Raw genomic sequence first — 21,651 nt, 5'->3', positions numbered from 1 at the left:
ACGCCCCGCGACATGTCGCAGGGCGTGGTGAATTTGACGAACTTTTAGCGAAAATTATCGCTTATCAGCCACCAGTCGCAGCGCATGCTCCAGCACATCGATATCGGCGCCGGCTTTATGTGCGTTCTCGCTCAGGTAGCGACGCCACTGACGCGCGCCCGGAATCCCCTGGAACAGGCCGAGCATATGGCGGGTAATGTGGCCGAGATATGTGCCGTTGCTCAGCTCGCGCTCAATGTAAGGATACATGGCACGCACGACGGCAACCGGGTCAGTGTCTGCGCCTGCGATACCAAAGATTTCCCGATCGACCGACGCCAGAATGCCCGGGTTCTGATACGCCTCGCGCCCGACCATCACGCCATCCATATGTTCAAGGTGCGCTTTCGCCTCTTCCAGCGACTTAATGCCGCCGTTGATCGACATCGTCAGGTGCGGAAAATCACGCTTCAGCTGATACACACGAGGATAGTCCAGCGGCGGAATTTCACGGTTCTCTTTTGGACTAAGACCAGAAAGCCAGGCTTTACGCGCGTGGATGATAAACATCTCGCATTCGCCTTTCCCGGAAACCGTATTGATAAAATCGCACAGGAATTCATAGCTGTCCTGGTCGTCAATCCCGATACGGGTTTTGACCGTCACCGGGATGGAGACCACGTCGCGCATCGCCTTGATACAGTCCGCCACCAGCTGAGCATTCCCCATCAGGCACGCGCCGAACATGCCGTTTTGCACGCGATCGGACGGGCAGCCGACGTTGAGGTTGATCTCGTCGTAGCCGCGCGCTTCTGCCAGCTTCGCGCACTGCGCCAGCGCGGCCGGATCGCTGCCGCCCAGCTGCAGGGCAACCGGATGCTCTTCCTCGCTATAGGCCAGATAGTCGCCCTTGCCGTGAATGATTGCGCCCGTGGTCACCATCTCGGTGTAAAGCAGCGTATGGCGGGAGAGCTGACGCAGGAAGTAGCGGCAGTGTCTGTCCGTCCAGTCGAGCATCGGCGCAATGGAAAAACGGTGTGCGGGAAAAACAGTCTGTAATTCTGACGACATGGCGAAGTTTTAAGCATCTGGTGGAAAAGGGGCGCTACTATAGCACAAAGAAAAGCCGGAGGCGCAGCGCCTCCGGTGGACTTTAGAACGTCATGCTCAGCTGAGCCCCTGCCCCCCAGGTCTCGTCTTCGCCGTACAGCCCCATCAGGTCAACATGCACGGTGCTAAACGGCGCGAAACCGACACCGCCGGTAAAGACATTGCTGTCGTTACCCTTCACGTCCGCGCGATAACCCGCCCGCACCGCCAGCCAGCTCAGCGGCGTGACTTCGGCACCGACGCCAACATACTGTGACGTATCTTCGCTCTTGAAGCCCTTGGTTTCCGTCAGATCGCCATCGGCGGTCAGCGTCACCAGATCGTTGTGCCAGGCGGCCCCGGCGGTCACCAGCGGACGGATCTGGTAGGTGTCTTTATAGCTCACCACTTCTCCCGTACGCCCGTTGCGGATACGGATATCTTTGGTGTCGATATCACGCGACATCAGGTTTTGTCCGCTCACGCCGACCGTCCAGTTTTCGCCGAAATCGGCCGCAATCCCGGCATCCACGTTGAAGCCCGTATCGTCTGTACGGTAGCGGCTGTCGTTCCACTTATTACTGTCGTAATCGTAGATTGAGGTCGTGTAGTTATAGACCCAGGTTTTTTGCAGTTTTGGCGTCACGCCCACGGAAACCGGAACGCCGCCAAGATCGAACTGACGGGCAATGGCAACGCCATAGTCGGACACAATTGCCGCCCGGCCAGAGGCCGTCGAGTTGAGGTTTTTGGTGATTTGGTCCGTGCCGTTCAGCGCAGCATCCAGCGCGACGCCGGCCGCGACCGCATCACTGTTTTGAATACCGCGGAGGTAATCAATATCCTGCTGGTCGATCGACGAACTCACCCGACCATGGGCGTAGCCTTTCGCCATAAACGCCACGGAAAGGACATCGTTAGGGATACTCACGGCAATGCCTGCCCCTGCCGTAGCGCGTGCGGTCTTGCCCTTGAGATAGTCCAGCTCATCGGCAAGATCTTTTGCCGCGCCCTGGAACTGATTAATAGAACCTAATGGATTGGTGATAATTTCAACCGGCGTAAGATTATCCACCACATCCTTATAGTGATTAATTTTGTCGTTGATATTATCAATCTCGTCCTGAAGATTGTCTTCATCCGTGATCTGCGCGCCAACCGAAGGCAATATGACCGTCACATCATCGTCCGGTTTTGCCTTTGCCAGCAGCGCGGGGTTGATTAACGCCCCACTGCCATAGCTTCCCGAAGCCACGCCGGTGCCACCCATTGCGTCGCTGCGTGATTCTGTCCAGGTATTGGCTGCTCCCGCCTGATTTGCCATAAACAAGGAGACAGCAATGCTAACCACCGAAAATTTAAAATTTTTTTTCACAGTATGCCCGTTATAGTCTGTTATGAAATAACCCCTGTCTGTTATCACCCAAACAGGAACGAACTATTGCTGTGAATAAGTAGTAAAAGACCCGCTAATTCTTTCCCTAAGTAAAACTTCCTTACGGCCTGTTGTAATTTGTGACGGCCCTCAATATTTATAGAAGAGGAAATTATTTTTTCCCAGGTTTTCCATCATGCGGCCCAAAAAACTGGGGAGGATGGTCTACCCAGCGATCTTGCCGCGTGGCGGCGTACTCCGGGTTGAGCGGATAGTAGATACGGTTGTGCTTCTTGTTAGCCTCGCCAACGACCAGTAACCGAACCTCTTCGTCCGTGTTATTGATAAAGGTATGACAGATGCCGGTTCCGGCAGGAAAGCCCACGCTGTCGCCAGGCTCCAGCTTCCACAAGTAGCCATTAATCCAGGCTTCAGGGTAGCCTTCAATCACGTAAATGAACTCTTCTTCATCGCTTTCCGCGTGGGGATAGGATGTCCTGCGCCCTGGCGGCAAACGCTCATGATGGATGCCAATGCGCCCGAGCCCGAGCTTGCGGGCCAGCGGCGCACCGATGGAAAACAGCTCATCGCTGTCGGGGTAAGTCGAGTCATCCGCACCTTCAACATCACGCCAGTGCCGAATACAGTCAGGTCTTTTCATTGTTTATCTCCCGGTTTGCGATGGGTCAGGTATAGCACAGACTGGCCGATCTCGGTGTTTTTAGCAGAACATGATAAAGTGAGGGTTTTCCGTCCTATAACATCCGGGGTGCTAAATGGATAAGTCCACAAAAGAGCTGTTAGCGCAGGCCGAAAAGCTGTGCGCGCAACGCAATGTGCGCCTGACTCCGCAGCGCCTTGAAGTGTTGCGCTTGATGAGTCTGCAACAGGGTGCCATCAGCGCCTACGATCTGCTCGACCTGCTCCGCGAAAGCGAGCCGCAGGCAAAGCCACCGACGGTCTATCGCGCGCTGGATTTCCTGCTGGAACAGGGTTTTGTGCATAAAGTCGAATCCACAAACAGCTATGTGCTGTGTCATCTGTTCGATCAGCCTACCCACACCTCGGCGATGTTTATTTGTGACCGCTGCGGCGTGGTGAAAGAAGAAGGTGCGGAAGGTGTGGAAGACATTATGCATACGCTGGCCGCTAAAATGGGCTTTGCCCTGCGCCATAACGTGATTGAAGCACACGGTCTGTGCTCAGCGTGTGTGGAAGTGGAAGCCTGTCGTCATCAGGACGCATGTCAGCACGACCACTCGATTCTGGTTAAGAAAAAGCCACGTTAGCAGCAAAAGAAAAGGCGGCTTTTAAGCCGCCTCAGTGGGTTATTCAGCGTTACCAGCGGTAATCGTTACGGGTTTCCCAGTCTTTGACTTCGTTTTCCGCCTGGTCTTTTGCGTAGCCGTAACGCTCCTGAATTTTACCGACAAGCTGGTCGCGTTTACCTTCAATGACGGTCATATCGTCATCCGTCAGCTTACCCCACTGTTCTTTCGCTTTACCTTTGAACTGCTTCCAGTTGCCGCCGATTTCGTCTTTATTCATCATCGTGTCCTCTTCGTTAAGCGTCGGGTCGTAACGTCCGTTACGTTCTTTTCTGCTGGACGTGATAATTATTGTAGTTAAGGATTCCGCTGTTAGTTTCATATTCGGAATCTTTAACCGTCACGATATATCGTGGCGTGAGGGGAACCAGGTATTGTTTTGCCAGTGTCGGCGCCAGATAAACGCCAGCGATAACCCGCGCAGCGAGAGAAAGACGGCCAACGCCAGCCATAAACCGTGGTTACCAAGCCACGGAAGCGTCAGCAACGTCAGGCCAAACCCGGCCGCCGCGACAGCCATGCTGTTACGCATTTCGGCTCCGCGCGTCGCGCCAATAAACATGCCGTCCAGCAGATAACACCAGACACCCACCACCGGCAAAATGACCTGCCAGATGAGATAATGGCTCGCCAGTTCGCGCAGTGCCGGCAGGGAGGTGAGTAACGCGATAATCTGTTCGCCAAAGCAGGCGTAAATCAGCGCGAATGCCAGCGCCACCAGACCCGACTGTCGACAGGCCGCCCGCCAGACATCCCGCAGATGCCCGCTTTCCCGTGCGCCATACGCCTGCCCCGAATGCGCTTCAACCGCATAGGCAAAGCCGTCCAGCGCATAGGCGGTAAAGGTCAGCAGCGTCATCAGGACGGCATTAACCGCAACGATGTCTGGCCCGAGCCGTGCGCCAAAGACCGTCAGTGCACCAAAGCAGAGTTGAAGCAGCAATGAACGCAGCATGATGTCACGGTTGAGCGCCAGCAGCTTACGGATATTGCCGCGCCAGGCGGTTTTGAGCAGCGTAAGGGAGATCCCGCGCATCACCAGCACACGCCAGACCATCCACAGACCAATAATAAAGGTCCCGTATTCGGCAATCGCCGTCGCCAGCGCTGCCCCCTGCACGTTCATCTGCAGCCCCATTACCAGCCAGACATCCAGCACAATGTTGAGCAGGTTGCCCACCACCAGCAGAATGACAGGCGCACGGGCATACTGGACGCCCAGGAGCCACCCCAGTAGAACCAGATTAGCCAGCGAGGCGGGCGCGCTAAGCCAGCGGATTTCAAGAAAACGCCGCGCCTGTTCCAGTACTGCCTCGCTGCCGCCAACGATATGGAGTGCAAGGTCAATCAGGGGAGCGCGCAGTAAAACGATCAACGCCCCTGCGCCAAGCGCAAGCATCATCGGCTGTACCAGCGCACGCGCCAGACGCAACGGATCTTTTGCACCGTAAGCCTGCGCGGTAAGGCCGGTCGTACTCATGCGCAAAAAGAGCAGCAACATGAACAGAAAGCTGGTTGCCGTCGCGCCAATCGCCACGCCGCCAAGATAAACAGGCGAATCCAGGTGACCAATAACGGCGGTATCGACCAGCCCCAGCAAGGGCACGGTGATATTGGAGAAAATCATCGGCAAAGCAAGACGCCACAATGCCTTATCAGATGCCGTCAGCAGTGACATGAAAAATACCGGAAGTGGGAAATGAATCAGGCTACAGCGGAGCTGTAGCCTGTCAGGAAAAGATTAAAGCCATTCACCGTTGCGAATCACCCCAACCGCCAGTCCTTCGATAGAGAAGTTCTGTTCACGGAGGTCCACCACAATCGGGGAGAACTCGCTGTTTTCAGGCAGTAACTGTACGGTGTTACCCTGTTTTTTCAGACGCTTGACGGTTACTTCATCATCAATACGTGCGACCACAACCTGGCCGTTTCGCACATCCTGCGTTTTGTGAACCGCAAGCAGATCGCCATCAAGAATGCCGATGTCTTTCATCGACATACCGCTTACGCGCAGCAGGAAATCAGCGCTCGGTTTGAACATACCAGGATCGACCTGGTAATGGCCTTCAATATGCTGCTGAGCCAGTAAAGGCTCACCTGCAGCAACACGCCCTACCAGCGGAATGCCCGTCTCTTCTTCCACCAGCAGGCGGATACCCCGTGACGCGCCCGAAACTATCTCAATGACACCCTTACGCGCCAGCGCTTTCAGGTGTTCTTCGGCAGCATTCGGAGAACGGAAGCCCAGACGCTGCGCGATTTCCGCACGCGTGGGTGGCATACCCGTCTGGCCGATATGATCCCGAATGAGATCAAACACCTCTTGCTGCCTGGTCGTTAACGCTTTCATTCCGCCCCCTGGGTGTATATACAGTTATGCTGTGAGTATATACAGTCAAAGGCGATTTTGGAACCAAAAACTGCACAAAAAACCAGGGACTTAATTATTCCTCGAGGCTCATCGGAAATGTGACCAAAGCAGCGTGACCCAGGTGATAACGGCAGTGATAATCGCCAGCAACACGGCAGCAGAGCCCATGTCTTTTGCCCGGCCTGAAAGTTCGTGGAAATCAGAGCCGATACGATCCACAACGGCCTCAATAGCGCTATTCAGAATTTCCACTATCATCACCAACAATACGGATCCGATCAGAAGAACGCGCGTTATCGCATCAATTTCAAGGAAACAGGCGATAATCACCGCGACAATCGCGGCGACGCCCTCCTGGCGGAAGGCCGCTTCGTTGACCCACGCGGCGCGAAAACCTTTCCAGGAGTAGCCAGCAGCTTTGATGATTCGGGTTAACCCAGTGGTATTATTGGCCATTAAAAGAACCTTTTTTAAAAAAGAGCGTCAGTAACAGGGGCTGTAGCGCGTTTCGCTACCGCCTGAAGTATGACGGGTAACAACAGAAATTTTGCGCGCTTTCTGTTATCCTTGCGCCGCAATTGCATTATTAACCAGAGGCTTTACATCGTTTATGTCCGGCTGGCCACGAATTTACTACAAATTACTTAATTTACCATTAAGCATCCTGGTAAAAAGCAAGTCTATCCCAGCAGAACCCGCGCTGGAATTGGGGCTCGATACGTCGCGTCCCATTATGTATGTTTTGCCTTATAACTCGAAGGCAGACTTACTGACGCTTCGCGCCCAGTGTCTGGCGCATGACTTACCTGACCCGCTTGAACCGCTGGAAGTTGACGGTACGCTGCTGCCGCGCTACGTGTTCATCCACGGTGGGCCGCGTGTGTTTACCTATTACACGCCAAAGGAAGAGTCCATCAAGCTGTTCCATGACTATCTCGACCTGCACCGCAGCAATCCTGACCTGGATGTGCAGATGGTACCGGTGTCGGTGATGTTTGGTCGCCGCCCGGGCCGCGAAAAAGGGGAAGAGAACCCACCGTTGCGCATGCTTAACGGCATCCAGAAGTTCTTTGCGGTCTCCTGGCTGGGACGCGACAGTTTCGTCCGTTTCTCCCCTTCCGTGTCGCTGCGTCGAATGGCGGACGAGCACGGCACCGACAAGATCATCGCGCAAAAACTGGCGCGCGTAGCGCGTATGCACTTCGCCCGTCAGCGCCTGGCTGCCGTCGGGCCACGTCTCCCGGCGCGTCAGGATCTGTTCAACAAATTGTTGGCCTCCAAAGCGATTGCCCGCGCCGTTGAAGACGAAGCGCGCAGCAAGAAAATTTCGCATGAGAAAGCCCAGCAGAACGCCATTGCGCTGATGGAAGAGATCGCCGCGAACTTCTCTTACGAGATGATTCGCCTTTCCGACCGTATTCTCGGCTTTACCTGGAACCGCCTCTATCAGGGCATCAACGTTCATAATGCCGAGCGTGTACGTCAGCTGGCGCATGATGGCCATGAGATTGTCTATGTTCCCTGCCACCGCAGCCACATGGACTACCTGCTTCTGTCTTATGTGCTCTATCACCAGGGGCTGGTGCCACCGCACATCGCTGCCGGTATTAACCTGAACTTCTGGCCAGCAGGCCCGATTTTCCGCCGCCTGGGTGCCTTCTTTATTCGTCGTACCTTCAAGGGCAACAAGCTCTACTCCACCGTATTCCGTGAATATCTGGGCGAGCTGTTCAGCCGTGGCTATTCCGTGGAGTACTTCGTGGAGGGCGGTCGTTCCCGTACCGGGCGTCTGCTCGATCCGAAAACCGGCACGCTGTCGATGACCATCCAGGCGATGCTGCGCGGAGGAACCCGTCCCATCACGCTGGTGCCAATCTACATTGGCTATGAGCACGTGATGGAAGTGGGAACTTACGCCAAAGAGCTGCGTGGGGCCACCAAAGAGAAAGAGAGCCTGCCGCAGATGCTGCGTGGCCTGAGCAAGTTACGCAACCTCGGCCAGGGCTACGTCAACTTTGGCGAGCCGATGCCGCTGATGACGTACCTGAACCACCACGTTCCGGAGTGGCGCGAGTCTATTGACCCTATCGAAGCAGTTCGTCCGGCCTGGCTGACGCCAACGGTCAACGGCATCGCCTCCGAGTTGATGGTGCGCATTAACAACGCCGGTGCGGCTAACGCCATGAACCTGTGCTGTACGGCGCTTCTGGCTTCACGTCAACGTTCGCTCACCCGTGAACAGCTGACAGAGCAGCTGGATTGCTATCTGGATATGATGCGCAACGTGCCGTATTCGGTTGATTCAACCGTACCTTCTGCAACGGCCAGTGAGCTTATCGATCACGCGTTGCAGATGAACAAGTTCGAAGTCGAAAAAGACACCATCGGCGACATCATCATTCTGCCGCGCGAGCAGGCCGTGCTGATGACGTACTACCGTAACAACATCACCCACATGCTGATGCTGCCGTCGCTCATGGCGGCCATTATTACCCAGCATCGTCGCATCTCGCGCCAGGCGCTGTTGCACCACGTTGAGACACTCTACCCGATGCTGAAAGCGGAGCTGTTCCTGCGCTGGAGCAAAGACGAGCTGGCGGACGTGCTGGATAAACTGACCGAAGAGCTGCGTCGTCAGGGGCTGATCACCGTGACGAATGACGAGCTGCACATCAATCCGTCACGCTCCCGTACCCTGCAGCTGCTGGCGGCCGGTGCGCGCGAAACGCTGCAGCGCTACGCCATTACGTTCTGGCTGCTGAGTGCGAACCCGTCCATCAACCGCGGTACGCTGGAGAAAGAGAGCCGGACGCTGGCACAACGCCTGTCCGTGCTGCACGGCATTAACGCGCCTGAATTCTTCGACAAAGCGGTCTTCAGCTCCCTGGTTCTGACGCTGCGTGATGAAGGCTATATCAGTGATACGGGTGATGCCGAGCCGGAAGAGACGCTGAAGGTTTACCAGATGCTGGCAGAGCTGATCACCTCAGACGTGCGCCTGACAATTGAGAGCGCCACGCAGGGCGAGTAACACAATGCCGGGTTATGGCCCGGCCTGACGCCCTGGATAATAAAAAGGCCCGGTAAGCGCTAACGCTACCGGGCCTTATTTTTTGAGCGTTGTTAACGCATCGCGTTTAGCTCAATAGCGTAAACGCAATCATTCCGACAATCGCCCCTGTCGTGCCAAGGATGGTTTCCATCAGCGTCCAGGTTTTCAGGGTTTGCGCTTCGGTGGCACCGGTAAACTTACCGAACAGCCAGAAACCGGCATCGTTAACGTGAGAGACCACAATCGAACCACCCGCGATACAGACAGAGAGCGCGGCCATTTGTGCACCAGAGTAGTTGAGCTGTTCAATCACCGGCATCACCAGACCCACGGCGGTTAAACACGCCACGGTTGCGGAACCCTGGATGATACGCACCGCCGCCGCCAGCACGAAGCAGGTGACGGCAATCGGTAGCCCCATCCCGGTCAGCGCTTCGCCCAGCGCCGGGCCGACGCCAGAATCCACCAGCACCTGCTTGAACACGCCGCCGGCACCGATCACCAGCAGGATAATCCCCGCAGGCTGCAGCGCTGCACCGCAAATTTCCATCACCCGGTCTTTCGCCATTCCCTGACGCATCGCCAGGCCGTAAATCGCTACCAGACAGGCCACCAGGATCGCCGTGAACGGGTGACCAATAAACTCAAACCACTCATACGCGGTGGAGCCCACCGGCACAAAGCGCGCGGCGATGGTTTTCAGGCCCACGAGAACCAGCGGCAGCAGGATCAGCGACAGGCTGAAACCAAAGGAGGGCATTTTGCCTTCGCCCAGGTGCGGCTCGGTGACGTCATCCGGGATGTGCAGTTCAACGTAACGGCTGATGAAGTTGCCCCACAGCGGGCCGGCAATAATCATCCCCGGGATCGCCGCACACAGGCCAATCAGAATCATCCAGCCAAAGTCAGCATGCATCTGGGAGGCCAGCAGCATTGGCGCGGGCCCGGGTAGCAGAAACGCTGCCGCTGCCGCCACGCCCGCAAACAGCGGAATAACCAGCTTCACGAGGTTAGTGCCGGTATGGCGCGCCATAGAGAACGCCACGCTAATCAGCAGCACCACGGCAACCTCAAAGAACAGCGGCAGCGCGCAAATCAGCCCCGCCAGACCTATCGCATAGTGCGCGCGGCTGTGGCCGAAGGATTTCAGCATCTTGACGGCAATCTGGTCGACCGCGCCCGTCTCGTGCAAAATCTTGCCAAACATGGCACCCAGCGCGACCACAATCGCCAGGAAGCCCAGCGTGCCACCCATCCCTTTTTCCATCGTCGCGGCGATCTTGTCGAGCGGCATACCGGAAAAGAGACCTGCACCAATAGAAACCACCATCAAAGCAACAAAGGCATGCATACGTGCCTTCATCACTAAAAACAGCAGCAGCAATACGGAACCCACTGCTGTCAAAACTAGCGTTAATGTACTCAAAACTTACTGCCTTTTATTAATGACCTCGATGGTGCTGGCAACAACACCCTCCAGTGACTGATCGATATCAACCACTAAGACGTCTTTCTCATCTTCACCCGGCTCCTGCAGCGCTTCGAACTGCGTCACCAGCATCTGTGTTTTGAAGAAGTGACCTTTACGCGCCTTCAGGCGGCTTTCAATCACCTCGAAGTCACCTTTCAGGTAGATGAACGAGAGGTTCGGATTGCCGTCACGCAGCAGATCGCGGTAGGTTTTTTTCAGCGCGGAGCAGACGATCAGGGAAACTTTGTTGGTGCGCTGCATGGCGAACGCGGCGTCATTCAGCGCCTGCAACCACGGTTTGCGGTCGTCATCGTTCAGCGGCTCGCCGGAGGCCATTTTCATGATGTTGCTGCGCGGATGGAGGAAGTCGCCATCAAGAAACGCAGCATGGAGTTGATGCGCCACTTCGCTGGCCACGGCTGATTTCCCGCTACCGGAAACGCCCATCAGGACGTAAACGTGGTGATCATGATTAGTCGTGCTCAAAGGGTGTCCCTCAGTCAATTGTTACGGGTAACAGTTATCGGTAACATTGTCCTGCCGGGGCAAAAGAGAAGCAATATCCAAACGTGCGCGAAGTGAATAAGTGTGAGCTACTTCAAATTTGTCGATTCAAATAGATCCACCCGGTGACAAGGTGAAACCTAAATCTAACATTTTCGGCGTAACCGTCTCACCCCGAATGCGCGCCAGCAGGCGTTCTGCACCAATGCGCCCCATGCGTTCACGCGGCGTCAGCACGCTCGCCAGACGCGGCTCCATCACCTGGCCAATGTCGTGGCCGTGGAAACCGGCGATGGCCATATCGTCAGGGATCTTCAGCCCCAGACGCTGGCACTCAAACGCCGCGCCGACCGCAAGGTCATCGTTGGTACAGAAAATACCGTCCAGTTGCGGATACTCGCGTCGTGCCTGACGCATCAGCTCAATACCCGAGGTGTAGGAAGAGGACTGCTCCACCATCACGCTGTACGGGGTTAAGTTTGCGTCGAGCATCGCCTGCTCGTATCCCTTCTGTTTGATGATAGTACGTTCATCCAGACGCGCACCCAGATAGGCGATATGACGATGTCCGCGGGCGATGATTGCCGCTGTCATCTGCCGCGCCGCTTCGAAGTTATCAAAGCCGACGGCGATATCGAGGCACGGCGACTGGCTGTCCATGAGCTCCACCACCGGAATACCGGCGACTTCAATCATCTTCAGCGTGCGGGGAGTGTGAGTACGTTCGGTTAAAATCAGGCCGTCGATGTTCCAGGAAAGCATCGATTCAAGACGCTCCTCTTCCAGTTCCGGCTTGTACCCGTAGTGGGCGAGCATGGTCTGGTAACCAAAGGCGTCGGTGACGCTTTCAATGCCGCGCAGCACTTCGGCAAACACCTGGTTGGTTAAAGAAGGCAGGAGGACGCCCACCGCACGGCTGGTCGCATTGGAGAGGATATCGGGCGCACGGTTGGGGATATAACCCAGTTCATCAAGGGCAGCAGCAATCTTGCCACGCAATGCCACGGAAACCTGCTCCGGGTTACGTAAAAAACGGCTGACCGTCATTTTGGTCACACCGACGCGATCGGCGACATCCTGAAGTACGGGGCGTTTCTTTTTCATCGTCCTGAGAAATCTTGAAGAGAGAGATTTGCTCAGTTTATCACGGACAAAGCCCATCCTTCCCCTGTCAAAGGGAAGGATGGGTATTTATTTATGTTTTATTACACTGGCGGCAGGTCAAACAGCAGAATTTCACTTTCGCTGTCGGCATGCACGGAGAGCGCCTGCTCATCCCAGACTGCCAGACCATCGGCGGTTGTCGCTTTCGTTCCGTTGATGGAGACCTCACCTTTCACCACCTGGATCCAGACGCGGCGGTTAGCGGCAATCTGATGTACAGACTGTTCATCTTTCGCCAGCGCCCAGCGGTACAATTCCATATCCTGATGTACTTTCAGGGAACCGTCGCGCGCATCCGGGGACAGTACCAGCTGTTTGCCCTGTTTCGCGTCGAAGCGGCGCTGCTCATAGCGCGGCGTAATGCCGGTCTCTTCTGGAATGATCCAGATTTGATACAGGTGCAGTTTTTCCGTTTTGCTCGGGTTGTACTCGGAGTGACGAACCCCGGTACCCGCGCTCATAATCTGGAACTCGCCCGCCGGAACCTGCTCTTTGTTGCCCATGCTGTCCTGGTGCTCCACCGCGCCTTCCAGCACATAGGTGAGGATTTCCATGTCTTTGTGCGGATGGGTACCGAAGCCCTGGCCTGCATCGATGACATCATCGTTAATCACGCGCAGTGCGGAGAAGCCCATAAAATTCGGGTCGTAGTAGTCGGCAAACGAGAATGAATGCCATGAGTCCAGCCAGCCATGATTCGCGTGACCACGTTCGTTTGCTTTGCGTAAGTAGATCATTGTTTTCACCCTCAGTTCGTTTCGATGGAGTAAGTGTGGACGCAAACGGTCTGGGATCATAGAGGGTGAAAATTGACTCCTCTGTTCAAAAATTATGAACAAGCGCAGAGGAGCCATTTTTGCTTATTTCGCGAGGGTTACCGTGGCAGGAGAAGCCTGTTCAAAGGCCCGCTCAAGGATTTCGAGGTTGGTCAGAACGTCAGATTCCTTGACGTAATTCGGCGTGCCGCGAGTCAGGGTCGCAAACAGTGCGTCATAGACGCGGCCATAGTCGCCGGTTTCTGGCGTAAGCTCTTCTCGGACCGTCACCCCCTCAGCGTTGACGTACTCCAGCACGCCCACGGAATCATCCGCCGCAAAGCCCGGTTCACCCGGCATGATGTTGGCCTTCAGGCTGGTCTCCTGCTGGTCGATACCGTATTTGATAAACGAACCTTTGGTGCCGTGAACGATAAATTTCGGGTAGTCGATTTTCACCAGATGGCTGGTCTTAACGATGGCTTTGAGATCGCCGTAAAACAGCTGCGCTTCAAAGGTGTCATCCGGGTTGGCTTTGTTGCGCAGGCTGCGAATGTCGTACGCCACGTGGTCAGGGCGACCAAACAGGGAGATGATCTGATCCATCGTATGGACGCCGAGACCGTAGAAGGAACCGTCCTGCGGCAGGCCGGGTTGGGTTTCCGCCACCGGACGGTAGTAGTCGAAGTGGCTTTCGATTTCCACGATCTCGCCCAGCTTGCCGCTCTCAATCGCTTTTTTCGCCGTCAGGAAGCAGCTGTCAAAGCGTCGGTTCTGATACGGCGTGACGGTCAGGCCTTTGCTTTTCGCCAGCGCGAATAGCGCCTTCGCTTCGGCGATAGTCGGGGTGAAGGGCTTTTCTACCAGCACGTTTTTGCCCGCTTCGAGCGCGCGTTTCGCATAGTCAAAATGGCTGTCGGCATGGGTACAGACGACGACCAGGTTAACCTGCGGGTCGCCCAGCACCTCATCCAGATCGCTGGTGAAATGAATATGGGAATACTGCGGGGATTGCTCTTCCGGCTTCGCGAGGCGACGGTAGATATGCGCCACATGCCAGCTGTCTTTACGGTTGAGGACATACGGAAGGTGATAGCGGGTGGTGCTTTTACCAAATCCAATAAATGCGCAATGTAGTGTCATGGCTCAGTCCTTTTGGAAGGTTACTGAGTCTAACCATAACAAAAAAAAAGCCAGCTAAAAGCTGGCTAAAGTAATACTGGAAGCAATGTGAGCAATGTCGTGCTTTCAGGTTCCCGTAGCGGTCCTCCTGAATGCAAAGCAATAATAATCATTCTCATTCGCACTTGTCCAATACTTTTTGCAAAAAATAGCGGTTGACTCAAATTTTAAACTCATTGATGTTGAAAGGGACATTTAACTGACTGAGGAACAAGGAATGAGTGAGATAGTGATACGCCATGCGGAACCGAAAGATTATGACGCCATTCGTCAGATCCACGCCCAGCCGGAGGTGTACCACAACACACTACAGGTTCCTCATCCCTCTGAGCAGATGTGGCAAGAACGGCTATCCGACCAGCCCGGCATCAAGCAGCTCGTCGCCTGCATAGACGGTCAAGTCGCTGGCCATCTGTGCATCGCCGTCGCGCAACGCCCGCGTCGCAGCCATGTGGCTGATTTTGGGATTTGTGTCGGCGCGCAGTGGCAAAACCGGGGCGTTGCCAGCGCGCTGATGCGCACCATGATTGATATGTGCGATAACTGGCTGCGCGTTGACCGCATTGAGCTGACGGTGTTTGTCGATAACGAACCGGCGATTGCGGTGTACAAAAAACACGGGTTCGAAATTGAAGGCACCGGCAAGCGCTATGCCCTGCGCAACGGTGAATATGTTGACGCGTATTATATGGCGAGAATGAAGTGACACATTCCCCTCTCCCCAATGGGGAGAGGGTTAGGGTGAGGGGAACCGTCAATACCCCGCCGTTAAATCATCCACCGAACGCGGGTCTGACGCGCCAAACAGTGCCCCGTCTGGACCCACCATAATGCTCTGGGTACTGCCCATCGCCTCTTTCACCGCCACCTTCTGTCCGCGCTGCTCCAGCAGTTTAAGGGTGTCCGGGCTAAAGCCCTTCTCAACGCGCAGTTCATCCGGCAGCCACTGGTGATGGAAACGTGGCGCGTTGGTCGCTTCCGCGACGTTCATCCCAAAGTCGATACTGTTCACCACCATCTGCAGCACGGTGGTGATAATCCGGCTGCCGCCCGGACTGCCCGTCACCAGCCAGGTCTTACCGTCTTTCACCACGATAGTGGGCGACATAGACGACAGCGGGCGTTTCTTCGGCCCTACCGCGTTCGCATCGCCGCCGACCAGCCCGTAGACGTTCGGCACGCCTGGCTTGGCGGAGAAGTCGTCCATCTCGTTGTTGAGCAGAATGCCGCTGTTGCCCGCCACAATCCCGGTACCAAACGTGGTGTTGAGCGTATAGGTCACCGCAACTGCGTTACCGTCTTTATCCACCACCGAGAAGTGGGTGGTCTGGTTGCTCTCGTACGGCGCCAGCTTGCCGGGGCGGATCTCGCTCGACGGCTTCGCCTTATTGATATCAATTTGATCGGCAATGGATTTGGCATACGCCTTGTTGGTCAGCGCCTGCCACGGCACCTTCACGAAGTCCGGGTCGCCGAGGTACTCCGACCGGTCAGCGTAGGCGCGTTTCTCCGCTTCCGCCATTATCTGCATGGCATCCGCACTGCCGAAGCCGAACTTGTGCATATCGAAGTTTTCGAGAATGTTGAGGATCTGCACAATGTGAATACCCCCGGAAGACGGCGGTGGCATGGAGAAAACTTCGTAGCCGCGATAGGTTCCGCTAATCGGCTCGCGCTCTACGGCTTTGTACTCCGCCAGATCCGCTTTGGTGATGAGCCCGCCGTTCTTTTGCATCTCTTGCGCAATCTGGTCGGCAATCGCCCCTTTGTAGAACGCGTCCGGACCGTGTTCCGCAATCAGCTCCAGGCTTTTGGCAAGGTTCTTCTGCACCAGCTTATCGCCCTTCTTCAGCGGCTCGCCGTCTTTCCAGAAGATAGCCTTACTGTTCTCGTGATGGGGAATGACTTCGCTGCCGTAGGTTTTGAGGTCATCGGCCAGGGCGTCATTCACGATAAAACCTTCCCGCGCCAGTTTTATTGCAGGCTGCACCACTTTATTCAGCGGCATCGTGCCGTATTTTTCCAGCGCCAGCGAGAAGCCCGCAACGGTGCCCGGCGTGCCGGAGGCGAGATGTGACGTGAGGGATTTTTTACTGTCGGGGTTACCCTGATCGTCGAGGAACATATCGCGGGAAGCCTGAGCAGGCGCCATCTCGCGGAAGTCGATGGCGGTGGTTTTCCCGTCTTTGGTGCGCAGCATCATAAAGCCGCCACCGCCCAGGTTCCCTGCCTGCGGATGCGTCACCGCCAGCGCGTAGCCGACCGCCACCGCGGCATCCACCGCATTACCGCCCTGCTTAAGAATATCGACGCCCACTTTCGTTGCCAGCGCATCCACAGAGGCCACCATGCCATGCGTTGCCCGCACGGGATGAAAGACATCTTCCTCCACGCCGTAAGAGACCGGAGGCGCCGCTGGCGGGTTGGCCGCCACGCTAAATGTGCCGCCTGCCATCAGCGCAGCGATGGCGACCCACCGCAAAAACGTTGGTTTCATCATTATTGTTCTCCAGGTGAAGGGATCCATATTCCCCGCTTAAGCCTGGTTCACAACTCCTAAAAAATCATCGTCATGGTGAAATCGGGGTAAACTTAAGAGAGACCTCAAGAGGAGGAAATGACAATGAAACGCTTGATGATTCTTACGGCGCTGATCCCGTTTGCCGCGCTCGCACAGCCACTCAATACGATGAATAACCCGAACCAGCCGGGTTACGTTATCCCGAGCCAGCAGCGTATGCAGACCGAGATGATGAGCCAGCAGCAACAGCAAAAAGGGATGCTGAACCAGCAGCTAAGAACCCAGACCCAGCTGCAGCAGCAGAGTCTGCAAAATCAGATGAACGCCAACACCCAGCGCGTGCAGCAGGGCCAGGTCCGCGAACAGCCGCTGCCCAATAAAAACGGCGGGATGTTAGGTGGCATGACGTCGTCAGGCAGCGGGCAGCAGCATATGCTGCCGCCGCAGTCGAATGGCAGTATGCTTAATCCGCAGAACTAAAGTCCGGACCGATCAGGTCAATCGCATCGGTACAGATGCAGTCCACGCCCCAGCGCAGCAGCTCAGCCGCACGCTGGGGTTTGTTAACGGTGTAGACCAGAATATGCAGCCCTTCCGCTTTCAACATCTTCACCCGCGCCTCATCCAGCAGCTTGTGGTTAAGGTGGATAGACACGCAGCCTAAACGCGTCGTCAGCTCGCGCCAGTCTTCACGCCACTCGTCCAGCAATAGCCCGCGCGGCAGCGCCGGTACGGCTGCCTGTGCGGCTTCCAGCGCGTCGATTTCAAACGAGGAGAGCAGCGGTGGCGTCATCCCTTCCCACAGCTCGCGCGCGGCAAGAGCAATCACCTTGCCCGTCAGCGGCCCGGTGCCGGTGGTCGGTTTAATTTCGATATTGGCCATCATGCCGTGCTGACGGCAGCGGTCGGCCACTTCCGCCAGCAGCGGCAGCGGCTCGCCCTTGAATTCGCCGCTGTACCAGCTTCCGGCGTCCACTTTCAGCAGATCGCGCCACGGCAGTTCACCCGCCACGCCCCAGCCGTTGCTGGTGCGCTCAAGGTTATCGTCGTGCAGCAGGAAAATTTCGCCGTCTTTTGACAGCTTAGCGTCGAACTCGATCATCGTGTGGCCGTAGCGCGCGCCAACATCAATTGCCGCCAGGGTGTTCTCCGGCGCCAGTTTACCGCCGCCCCGGTGGGCGACGATGTGGGGATAAGGCCAGTTGCTCATACTCGTTGTCCTGTTTCACCGTCAAATAAGTGCAGGTGATTTTCCGGCAGATGCAGCCACAGCGTGCTGCCCGCTTTCGGGCGCTCCTGATGCGCAAGACGCACCACCATTTTTTGCTCGCCCCAGCGCCCGTGCGCGAGGTTATCCGCGCCCAGCATCTCCAGCGTGTCCATCACCAGCGGCACGCCGCCGTCCGCCTGTGAGGTTAAACCGATATGTTCCGGGCGGATACCGAGCGTCATCTTACGCCCGGCGTAGCCACGATAGTACCAGTTGATCGGCAATGCCATCCCGCTTTCCAGTTCAAAATGCGTGCCCGAGTTGCTGATGCGGCCTTCAAGCAGGTTCATCGCCGGGCTGCCGATAAAACTCGCCACAAAGCGGGTAGCGGGCTTCTCGTATACCTCCACCGGAGTACCAATCTGCTCGGCGATGCCTTTGTTCATCACCATCACCCGCTGGGCCAGCGTCATGGCTTCGACCTGATCGTGGGTAACGTACAGGGAGGTGGTTTTCAGACGACGATGCAGCTGCTGCAGCTCAAGACGCATCTGCACACGCAGCTTGGCGTCAAGGTTAGAGAGGGGTTCATCGAACAGGAACACCGCCGGATCGCGCACAATAGCGCGCCCCATCGCTACGCGCTGGCGCTGGCCGCCGGAGAGCTCGCGCGGACGGCGCTTCAGCAGGCCATCCAGCTCCAGAATACGCGCCGCCTCTTTCACGCGCTCCGCAATATGACCTTTGCCCATGCCGCGGATTTTCAGCCCCCAGGCCATGTTCTCTTCCACGCTCATGTGCGGGTACAGCGCATAGTTCTGGAACACCATCGCGATGCCGCGGTCTTTCGGCTCCATCTCGGTCACGCGCTGGCGGTCAATCCAGATATCGCCAGAGGTCACGCGCTCCAGCCCCGCCACCATGCGCAGCAGGGTGGATTTGCCGCAGCCGGACGGGCCGACCATGACGATAAATTCCCCGTCCGCCACGTCGAGCGTGAGCGGCTGGATCACCTGGGTTTTGCCGTCCCAGCTTTTGGTTACTGCCTGAAGTTTTAAACCTGCCATCTTATTTCTCGCTATCGACCAGGCCGCGGACAAACGCGCGCTGCATGGCTAAAACAATGACTACGGGTGGGATAAGGGTGAGCAGCATCGCCGCCATCACCTGGTTCCAGAGGGTGGTGCCTTCGCCGGTGGCAATCATGCCTTTGATGCCCGCCACGGCAGTGCCGAGGTTGACGTCCTGAATAATCAGCAGCGGCCACAGGTACTGGTTCCAGCCGTAGATAAAGGTGATCACAAACAGCGCCGCAAGGTTGGTTTTCGACAGCGGCAGCACGATGTCGCGGAAGAAGCGCATCGGTGAGGCGCCATCGATCCGCGCGGCTTCAATCAGCTCGTCCGGCAGGGTCATAAAGAACTGGCGGAACAGGAAGGTGGCCGTCGCCGAGGCCATCAGCGGCAGGGTTAAGCCCGCATAGCTGTCCAGCATCTTGAGGTTGGCGATCACTTCCACCGTCGGGAAGATACGTACCTCCACCGGCAGCATCAGGGTGATGAAAATCATCCAAAAGAACAGGTTACGCAGCGGAAAGCGGAACCAGACGATGGCGAACGCCGAGAGCATCGATACCGTGATTTTTCCGACCGTAATGCCAAACGCCATGATGAAGCTGTTGAGCATCATCAGCCAGAACGGCGCGCTGTTGGCCCCCACGCCCTGGGTCCAGATGGTTTTCATGTTCTCGAGCAAATGCGTGCCTGGGATCAGCGTCATCGGCGTGTCGAACACCGCTTTGGTGTCCAGCGTGGCGGCGACAAACGCCACGTACAGCGGGAACAGGATGACGATGATCCCCAGAATCAGCATGGTGTGGCTGAAAATCGTCAGCCCGCGACGGTTCTCAATCATTGGTAGCGCACCTTACTTTCAACATAGCGGAACTGCACCACCGTCAGGATGATGACGAGGAACATCAGCACGACGGACTGCGCGGCGGAGGCAGAGAGATCCAGCCCGGCAAACCCTTCGCGGTAGATCTTGTAGATAAGCGTGGTGGTCGCCTGTACCGGGCCGCCGGCGGTAGCGGCGTCGATCACCGGGAAGGTGTCGAAAAAGGCGTACACGAGGTTCACCACCAGCAGGAAAAAACTCACCGGTGCGATCAGCGGCAGTGACAGCCGGAAGAAGCGACGAATCGGCCCTGCGCCGTCAATCGCGGCGGCTTCCACCAGCGAACGGGGAATAGACTGCAGCGCGGCAAAGAAGAACAGGAAGTTGTAGCTGATCTGCTTCCACACCGAGGCAAACACCACCAGGAACATCGCCTGGCCGCTGTTCTGGGCGTGGTTCCAGTCGTAGCCAAACTCTGCCAGGAAATGGGTAATCAGCCCGCGACCGGGGTTAAACAGGAAGATCCACAGCACGGCGGCGACGGCAGGCGCCACGGCGTACGGCAGCAGCATCAGGGTCTGATACAGACGGCTGCCGCGCACGACATAATCTACCAGCGCGGCGAAGAACAACGAGGCGACAAGCCCGCTGACGGTGACCAGTGCGCTGAACTTCATCGTCGTCCAGAAGGAATCCAGGTAGTAGCTGTCATGGAACAGCGCGGTAAAGTTGTCCAGGCCAACAAACTGGCTGGAGAGTCCGAACGGATCAACGCTTTGTACCGAGTACCACAGCGCTTCGCCCGCAGGCCAGATAAAGAAGATAACGGTGATGACCAGCTGAGGCGCGACCAACAGGTACGGCAGCCAGCGGGAACGGAACACCGGACGGGATGATGACATTGAGATTGGGTTCCTGAACAATGCCGGGTGGCGGCTACGCCTTACCCGGCCTACAAAATAGCCCCCTCACCCTAACCCTCTCCCCTTTGGGGAGAGGGTTAGGGTGAGGGGGATTAGTTTTAATTACGATTTGGTCGACTGCTCAAAGCGGCGCAGCAGCTGATTCCCACGCTCTACCGCGGAATCCAGCGCCTGCTGCGGTGTTTTCTTCCCGGTCCACACGCTTTCCAGCTCTTCATCCACGATAGTGCGGATCTGCGGCATATTGCCCAGGCGCAGGCCTTTGGTGAACGGCAACGGCGGCTTGTTCAGCATCTGGCGCGTCGCGATATCTGCGCCCGGGTTCTTGCTGTAGAAGCCCTGCTCGCGGGTCAGGTCATAGGCCGCTTTGGTGATCGGCAGGTAGCCGGTCTTCTGGTGCCATTCGGCGGCGTTTTCCGGCTTCGCCAGGAAGTCGAGGAACTCGGCCACCCCTTTGTAGGTGCCCTTGTCTTTACCCTGCATCACCCACAGGCTTGCCCCGCCGATGATGGCGTTCTGCGGCGCGCCTTTCACGTCAGCGTCGTACGGCATCATGCCCACGCCGTAGTTGAATTTGGCGTAGTGACGGATATCCGCCAGCGAGCCGGAAGAGGCGGTGGTAATGGCGCAGTCACCGTTGTAGAACTTCTCGGTGGATTCATCTTTACGCCCGAAGTAGCTGAAGTCGCCCTTCTTGTTGAGTTCTTCAAGCAGCGCGATGTGCTTCACCTGCTCTGGCTTGTTGAATTCCAGTACCGCATCGGTGCCGTCGAAGCCGTTATTTTTGGTGGCAACCGGCAGGCCGTGCCAGGCGCTGAAGTTTTCAATCTG

General features: G+C 56.5%; 22 protein-coding genes. 4 read left to right on the top strand and 18 right to left on the bottom strand.

From position 1 onward, the window contains the following. Positions 1-54: 54 nt before the first annotated feature. The 3 genes from dusA to LDK53_RS18030 all read right to left on the bottom strand — a co-directional run bounded on the left by dusA (position 55) and on the right by LDK53_RS18030 (position 3,104). Complete coding sequence (gene dusA / locus LDK53_RS18040; RefSeq protein WP_045285556.1) at positions 55-1,050, bottom strand: tRNA dihydrouridine(20/20a) synthase DusA; 996 nt, start codon at positions 1,048-1,050, stop codon at positions 55-57. A gap of 82 nt (positions 1,051-1,132) precedes the next feature. Continuing rightward, positions 1,133-2,443, bottom strand: coding sequence for a conjugal transfer protein TraF (locus LDK53_RS18035; protein WP_025757834.1), 1,311 nt, complete (start codon positions 2,441-2,443; stop codon positions 1,133-1,135). Positions 2,444-2,615: 172 nt separating this feature from the next. Beyond that, positions 2,616-3,104 carry a cupin domain-containing protein gene (locus LDK53_RS18030; RefSeq protein WP_025757833.1) on the bottom strand — a complete coding sequence of 163 codons (489 nt, stop codon included), beginning with the start codon at positions 3,102-3,104 and terminating at the stop codon, positions 2,616-2,618. Between the two features lie 115 nt (positions 3,105-3,219). Here LDK53_RS18030 and zur point away from each other — a divergent pair, with 115 nt between their 5' ends. Further along, positions 3,220-3,732: a zinc uptake transcriptional repressor Zur gene (zur, locus tag LDK53_RS18025; RefSeq protein WP_025757832.1), complete on the top strand. Its 513-nt coding sequence runs from the start codon at positions 3,220-3,222 to the stop codon at positions 3,730-3,732. A 49-nt stretch (positions 3,733-3,781) separates the two neighbouring features. Here the strand turns inward: zur and LDK53_RS18020 are convergent, their stop codons facing one another. From LDK53_RS18020 to LDK53_RS18005, 4 genes are all read right to left on the bottom strand, one after another. Further along, entirely contained in the window at positions 3,782-3,991 is a 210-nt protein-coding gene (locus LDK53_RS18020; protein ID WP_014882139.1) for a CsbD family protein, read from the bottom strand. A 120-nt stretch (positions 3,992-4,111) separates the two neighbouring features. Beyond that, entirely contained in the window at positions 4,112-5,449 is a 1,338-nt protein-coding gene (gene dinF, locus LDK53_RS18015) for an MATE family efflux transporter DinF (RefSeq protein ID WP_104556503.1), read from the bottom strand. A 63-nt stretch (positions 5,450-5,512) separates the two neighbouring features. Then, a complete protein-coding gene (gene lexA / locus LDK53_RS18010) occupies positions 5,513-6,121 on the bottom strand; it encodes a transcriptional repressor LexA (protein WP_025757830.1) in 609 nt (202 codons plus the stop codon). Between the two features lie 108 nt (positions 6,122-6,229). Continuing rightward, the gene (locus LDK53_RS18005) at positions 6,230-6,598 is read right to left on the bottom strand and encodes a diacylglycerol kinase (protein ID WP_225287739.1); all 369 of its coding nucleotides are present in this window, start codon (positions 6,596-6,598) and stop codon (positions 6,230-6,232) included. A 154-nt stretch (positions 6,599-6,752) separates the two neighbouring features. Between LDK53_RS18005 and plsB the strand changes: the two genes are divergently transcribed. After that, positions 6,753-9,173, top strand: coding sequence for a glycerol-3-phosphate 1-O-acyltransferase PlsB (gene plsB / locus LDK53_RS18000; RefSeq protein WP_225287738.1), 2,421 nt, complete (start codon positions 6,753-6,755; stop codon positions 9,171-9,173). Between the two features lie 106 nt (positions 9,174-9,279). Here plsB and gntU read toward each other — a convergent pair whose 3' ends face one another. The 5 genes from gntU to LDK53_RS17975 form a co-directional block, all read right to left on the bottom strand. Beyond that, positions 9,280-10,620, bottom strand: a complete 1,341-nt coding sequence (gene gntU, locus LDK53_RS17995) for a gluconate transporter (protein ID WP_045285558.1) — start codon at positions 10,618-10,620, stop codon at positions 9,280-9,282. A 3-nt stretch (positions 10,621-10,623) separates the two neighbouring features. Further along, positions 10,624-11,151 carry a gluconokinase gene (gene gntK / locus LDK53_RS17990; RefSeq protein WP_025757825.1) on the bottom strand — a complete coding sequence of 176 codons (528 nt, stop codon included), beginning with the start codon at positions 11,149-11,151 and terminating at the stop codon, positions 10,624-10,626. 126 nt (positions 11,152-11,277) lie between these two features. Further along, on the bottom strand, positions 11,278-12,273 hold the full coding sequence (gene gntR, locus LDK53_RS17985) for a gluconate operon transcriptional repressor GntR (RefSeq protein ID WP_025757824.1): 996 nt from the start codon (positions 12,271-12,273) through the stop codon (positions 11,278-11,280). Between the two features lie 101 nt (positions 12,274-12,374). Next, positions 12,375-13,070 (bottom strand): pirin family protein, encoded by a 696-nt coding sequence (locus LDK53_RS17980; protein ID WP_025757822.1) that lies wholly within the window; start codon positions 13,068-13,070, stop codon positions 12,375-12,377. Between the two features lie 123 nt (positions 13,071-13,193). Next, positions 13,194-14,231, bottom strand: a complete 1,038-nt coding sequence (locus LDK53_RS17975) for an oxidoreductase (RefSeq protein WP_225287737.1) — start codon at positions 14,229-14,231, stop codon at positions 13,194-13,196. Between the two features lie 256 nt (positions 14,232-14,487). On the opposite strand from LDK53_RS17975, the gene yhhY reads away from it, so the two are divergent. Then, a complete protein-coding gene (yhhY, locus tag LDK53_RS17970; RefSeq protein ID WP_059386348.1) occupies positions 14,488-14,976 on the top strand; it encodes an N-acetyltransferase in 489 nt (162 codons plus the stop codon). 48 nt (positions 14,977-15,024) lie between these two features. Here yhhY and ggt read toward each other — a convergent pair whose 3' ends face one another. Beyond that, positions 15,025-16,770, bottom strand: a complete 1,746-nt coding sequence (ggt, locus tag LDK53_RS17965; RefSeq protein WP_176472248.1) for a gamma-glutamyltransferase — start codon at positions 16,768-16,770, stop codon at positions 15,025-15,027. 123 nt (positions 16,771-16,893) lie between these two features. On the opposite strand from ggt, the gene LDK53_RS17960 reads away from it, so the two are divergent. Continuing rightward, positions 16,894-17,271, top strand: a complete 378-nt coding sequence (locus LDK53_RS17960) for a DUF2756 family protein (RefSeq protein ID WP_047957536.1) — start codon at positions 16,894-16,896, stop codon at positions 17,269-17,271. On the opposite strand, the gene ugpQ is transcribed toward LDK53_RS17960, so the two are convergent. The 5 genes from ugpQ to ugpB form a co-directional block, all read right to left on the bottom strand. Further along, positions 17,255-18,001, bottom strand: coding sequence for a glycerophosphodiester phosphodiesterase (gene ugpQ, locus LDK53_RS17955; protein WP_047957535.1), 747 nt, complete (start codon positions 17,999-18,001; stop codon positions 17,255-17,257). The genes LDK53_RS17960 and ugpQ overlap by 17 nt on opposite strands. Beyond that, entirely contained in the window at positions 17,998-19,068 is a 1,071-nt protein-coding gene (locus LDK53_RS17950; protein WP_025757813.1) for a sn-glycerol-3-phosphate import ATP-binding protein UgpC, read from the bottom strand. Before LDK53_RS17950 ends, ugpQ begins: the two co-directional genes overlap by 4 nt. 1 nt (position 19,069) lies before the next feature. Next, positions 19,070-19,915, bottom strand: coding sequence for a sn-glycerol-3-phosphate ABC transporter permease UgpE (gene ugpE / locus LDK53_RS17945; RefSeq protein ID WP_047957533.1), 846 nt, complete (start codon positions 19,913-19,915; stop codon positions 19,070-19,072). Then, the gene (gene ugpA, locus LDK53_RS17940) at positions 19,912-20,799 is read right to left on the bottom strand and encodes a sn-glycerol-3-phosphate ABC transporter permease UgpA (protein ID WP_023618241.1); all 888 of its coding nucleotides are present in this window, start codon (positions 20,797-20,799) and stop codon (positions 19,912-19,914) included. The genes ugpE and ugpA overlap by 4 nt, the downstream gene beginning before the upstream one ends. A 123-nt stretch (positions 20,800-20,922) precedes the next feature. After that, positions 20,923-21,651 (bottom strand): sn-glycerol-3-phosphate ABC transporter substrate-binding protein UgpB (gene ugpB / locus LDK53_RS17935; protein WP_225287736.1); only part of this gene is annotated, 729 nt, incomplete at its 5' end.

This window comes from Enterobacter sp. K16B (assembly GCF_020216105.1).
Classification (GTDB): domain Bacteria; phylum Pseudomonadota; class Gammaproteobacteria; order Enterobacterales; family Enterobacteriaceae; genus Enterobacter; species Enterobacter sichuanensis.
The sequence above is the reverse complement of the archived record's forward strand: the minus strand, read 5'-3'. Positions and strand labels throughout refer to the sequence as shown.

Excerpts from the sequence above, each read along its gene's own strand:
- dusA (WP_045285556.1), bottom strand. The coding sequence starts at position 1,050 with ATGTCGTCAGAATTACAGACTGTTTTTCCCGCACACCGTTTTTCCATT.
- LDK53_RS18030 (WP_025757833.1), bottom strand. The coding sequence starts at position 3,104 with ATGAAAAGACCTGACTGTATTCGGCACTGGCGTGATGTTGAAGGTGCG.
- zur (WP_025757832.1), top strand. The coding sequence starts at position 3,220 with ATGGATAAGTCCACAAAAGAGCTGTTAGCGCAGGCCGAAAAGCTGTGC.
- LDK53_RS18020 (WP_014882139.1), bottom strand. The coding sequence starts at position 3,991 with ATGAATAAAGACGAAATCGGCGGCAACTGGAAGCAGTTCAAAGGTAAA.
- dinF (WP_104556503.1), bottom strand. The coding sequence starts at position 5,449 with ATGTCACTGCTGACGGCATCTGATAAGGCATTGTGGCGTCTTGCTTTG.
- lexA (WP_025757830.1), bottom strand. The coding sequence starts at position 6,121 with ATGAAAGCGTTAACGACCAGGCAGCAAGAGGTGTTTGATCTCATTCGG.
- LDK53_RS18005 (WP_225287739.1), bottom strand. The coding sequence starts at position 6,598 with ATGGCCAATAATACCACTGGGTTAACCCGAATCATCAAAGCTGCTGGC.
- plsB (WP_225287738.1), top strand. The coding sequence starts at position 6,753 with ATGTCCGGCTGGCCACGAATTTACTACAAATTACTTAATTTACCATTA.
- gntR (WP_025757824.1), bottom strand. The coding sequence starts at position 12,273 with ATGAAAAAGAAACGCCCCGTACTTCAGGATGTCGCCGATCGCGTCGGT.
- LDK53_RS17980 (WP_025757822.1), bottom strand. The coding sequence starts at position 13,070 with ATGATCTACTTACGCAAAGCAAACGAACGTGGTCACGCGAATCATGGC.
- LDK53_RS17975 (WP_225287737.1), bottom strand. The coding sequence starts at position 14,231 with ATGACACTACATTGCGCATTTATTGGATTTGGTAAAAGCACCACCCGC.
- yhhY (WP_059386348.1), top strand. The coding sequence starts at position 14,488 with ATGAGTGAGATAGTGATACGCCATGCGGAACCGAAAGATTATGACGCC.
- ggt (WP_176472248.1), bottom strand. The coding sequence starts at position 16,770 with ATGATGAAACCAACGTTTTTGCGGTGGGTCGCCATCGCTGCGCTGATG.
- LDK53_RS17960 (WP_047957536.1), top strand. The coding sequence starts at position 16,894 with ATGAAACGCTTGATGATTCTTACGGCGCTGATCCCGTTTGCCGCGCTC.
- ugpQ (WP_047957535.1), bottom strand. The coding sequence starts at position 18,001 with ATGAGCAACTGGCCTTATCCCCACATCGTCGCCCACCGGGGCGGCGGT.
- LDK53_RS17950 (WP_025757813.1), bottom strand. The coding sequence starts at position 19,068 with ATGGCAGGTTTAAAACTTCAGGCAGTAACCAAAAGCTGGGACGGCAAA.
- ugpE (WP_047957533.1), bottom strand. The coding sequence starts at position 19,915 with ATGATTGAGAACCGTCGCGGGCTGACGATTTTCAGCCACACCATGCTG.
- ugpA (WP_023618241.1), bottom strand. The coding sequence starts at position 20,799 with ATGTCATCATCCCGTCCGGTGTTCCGTTCCCGCTGGCTGCCGTACCTG.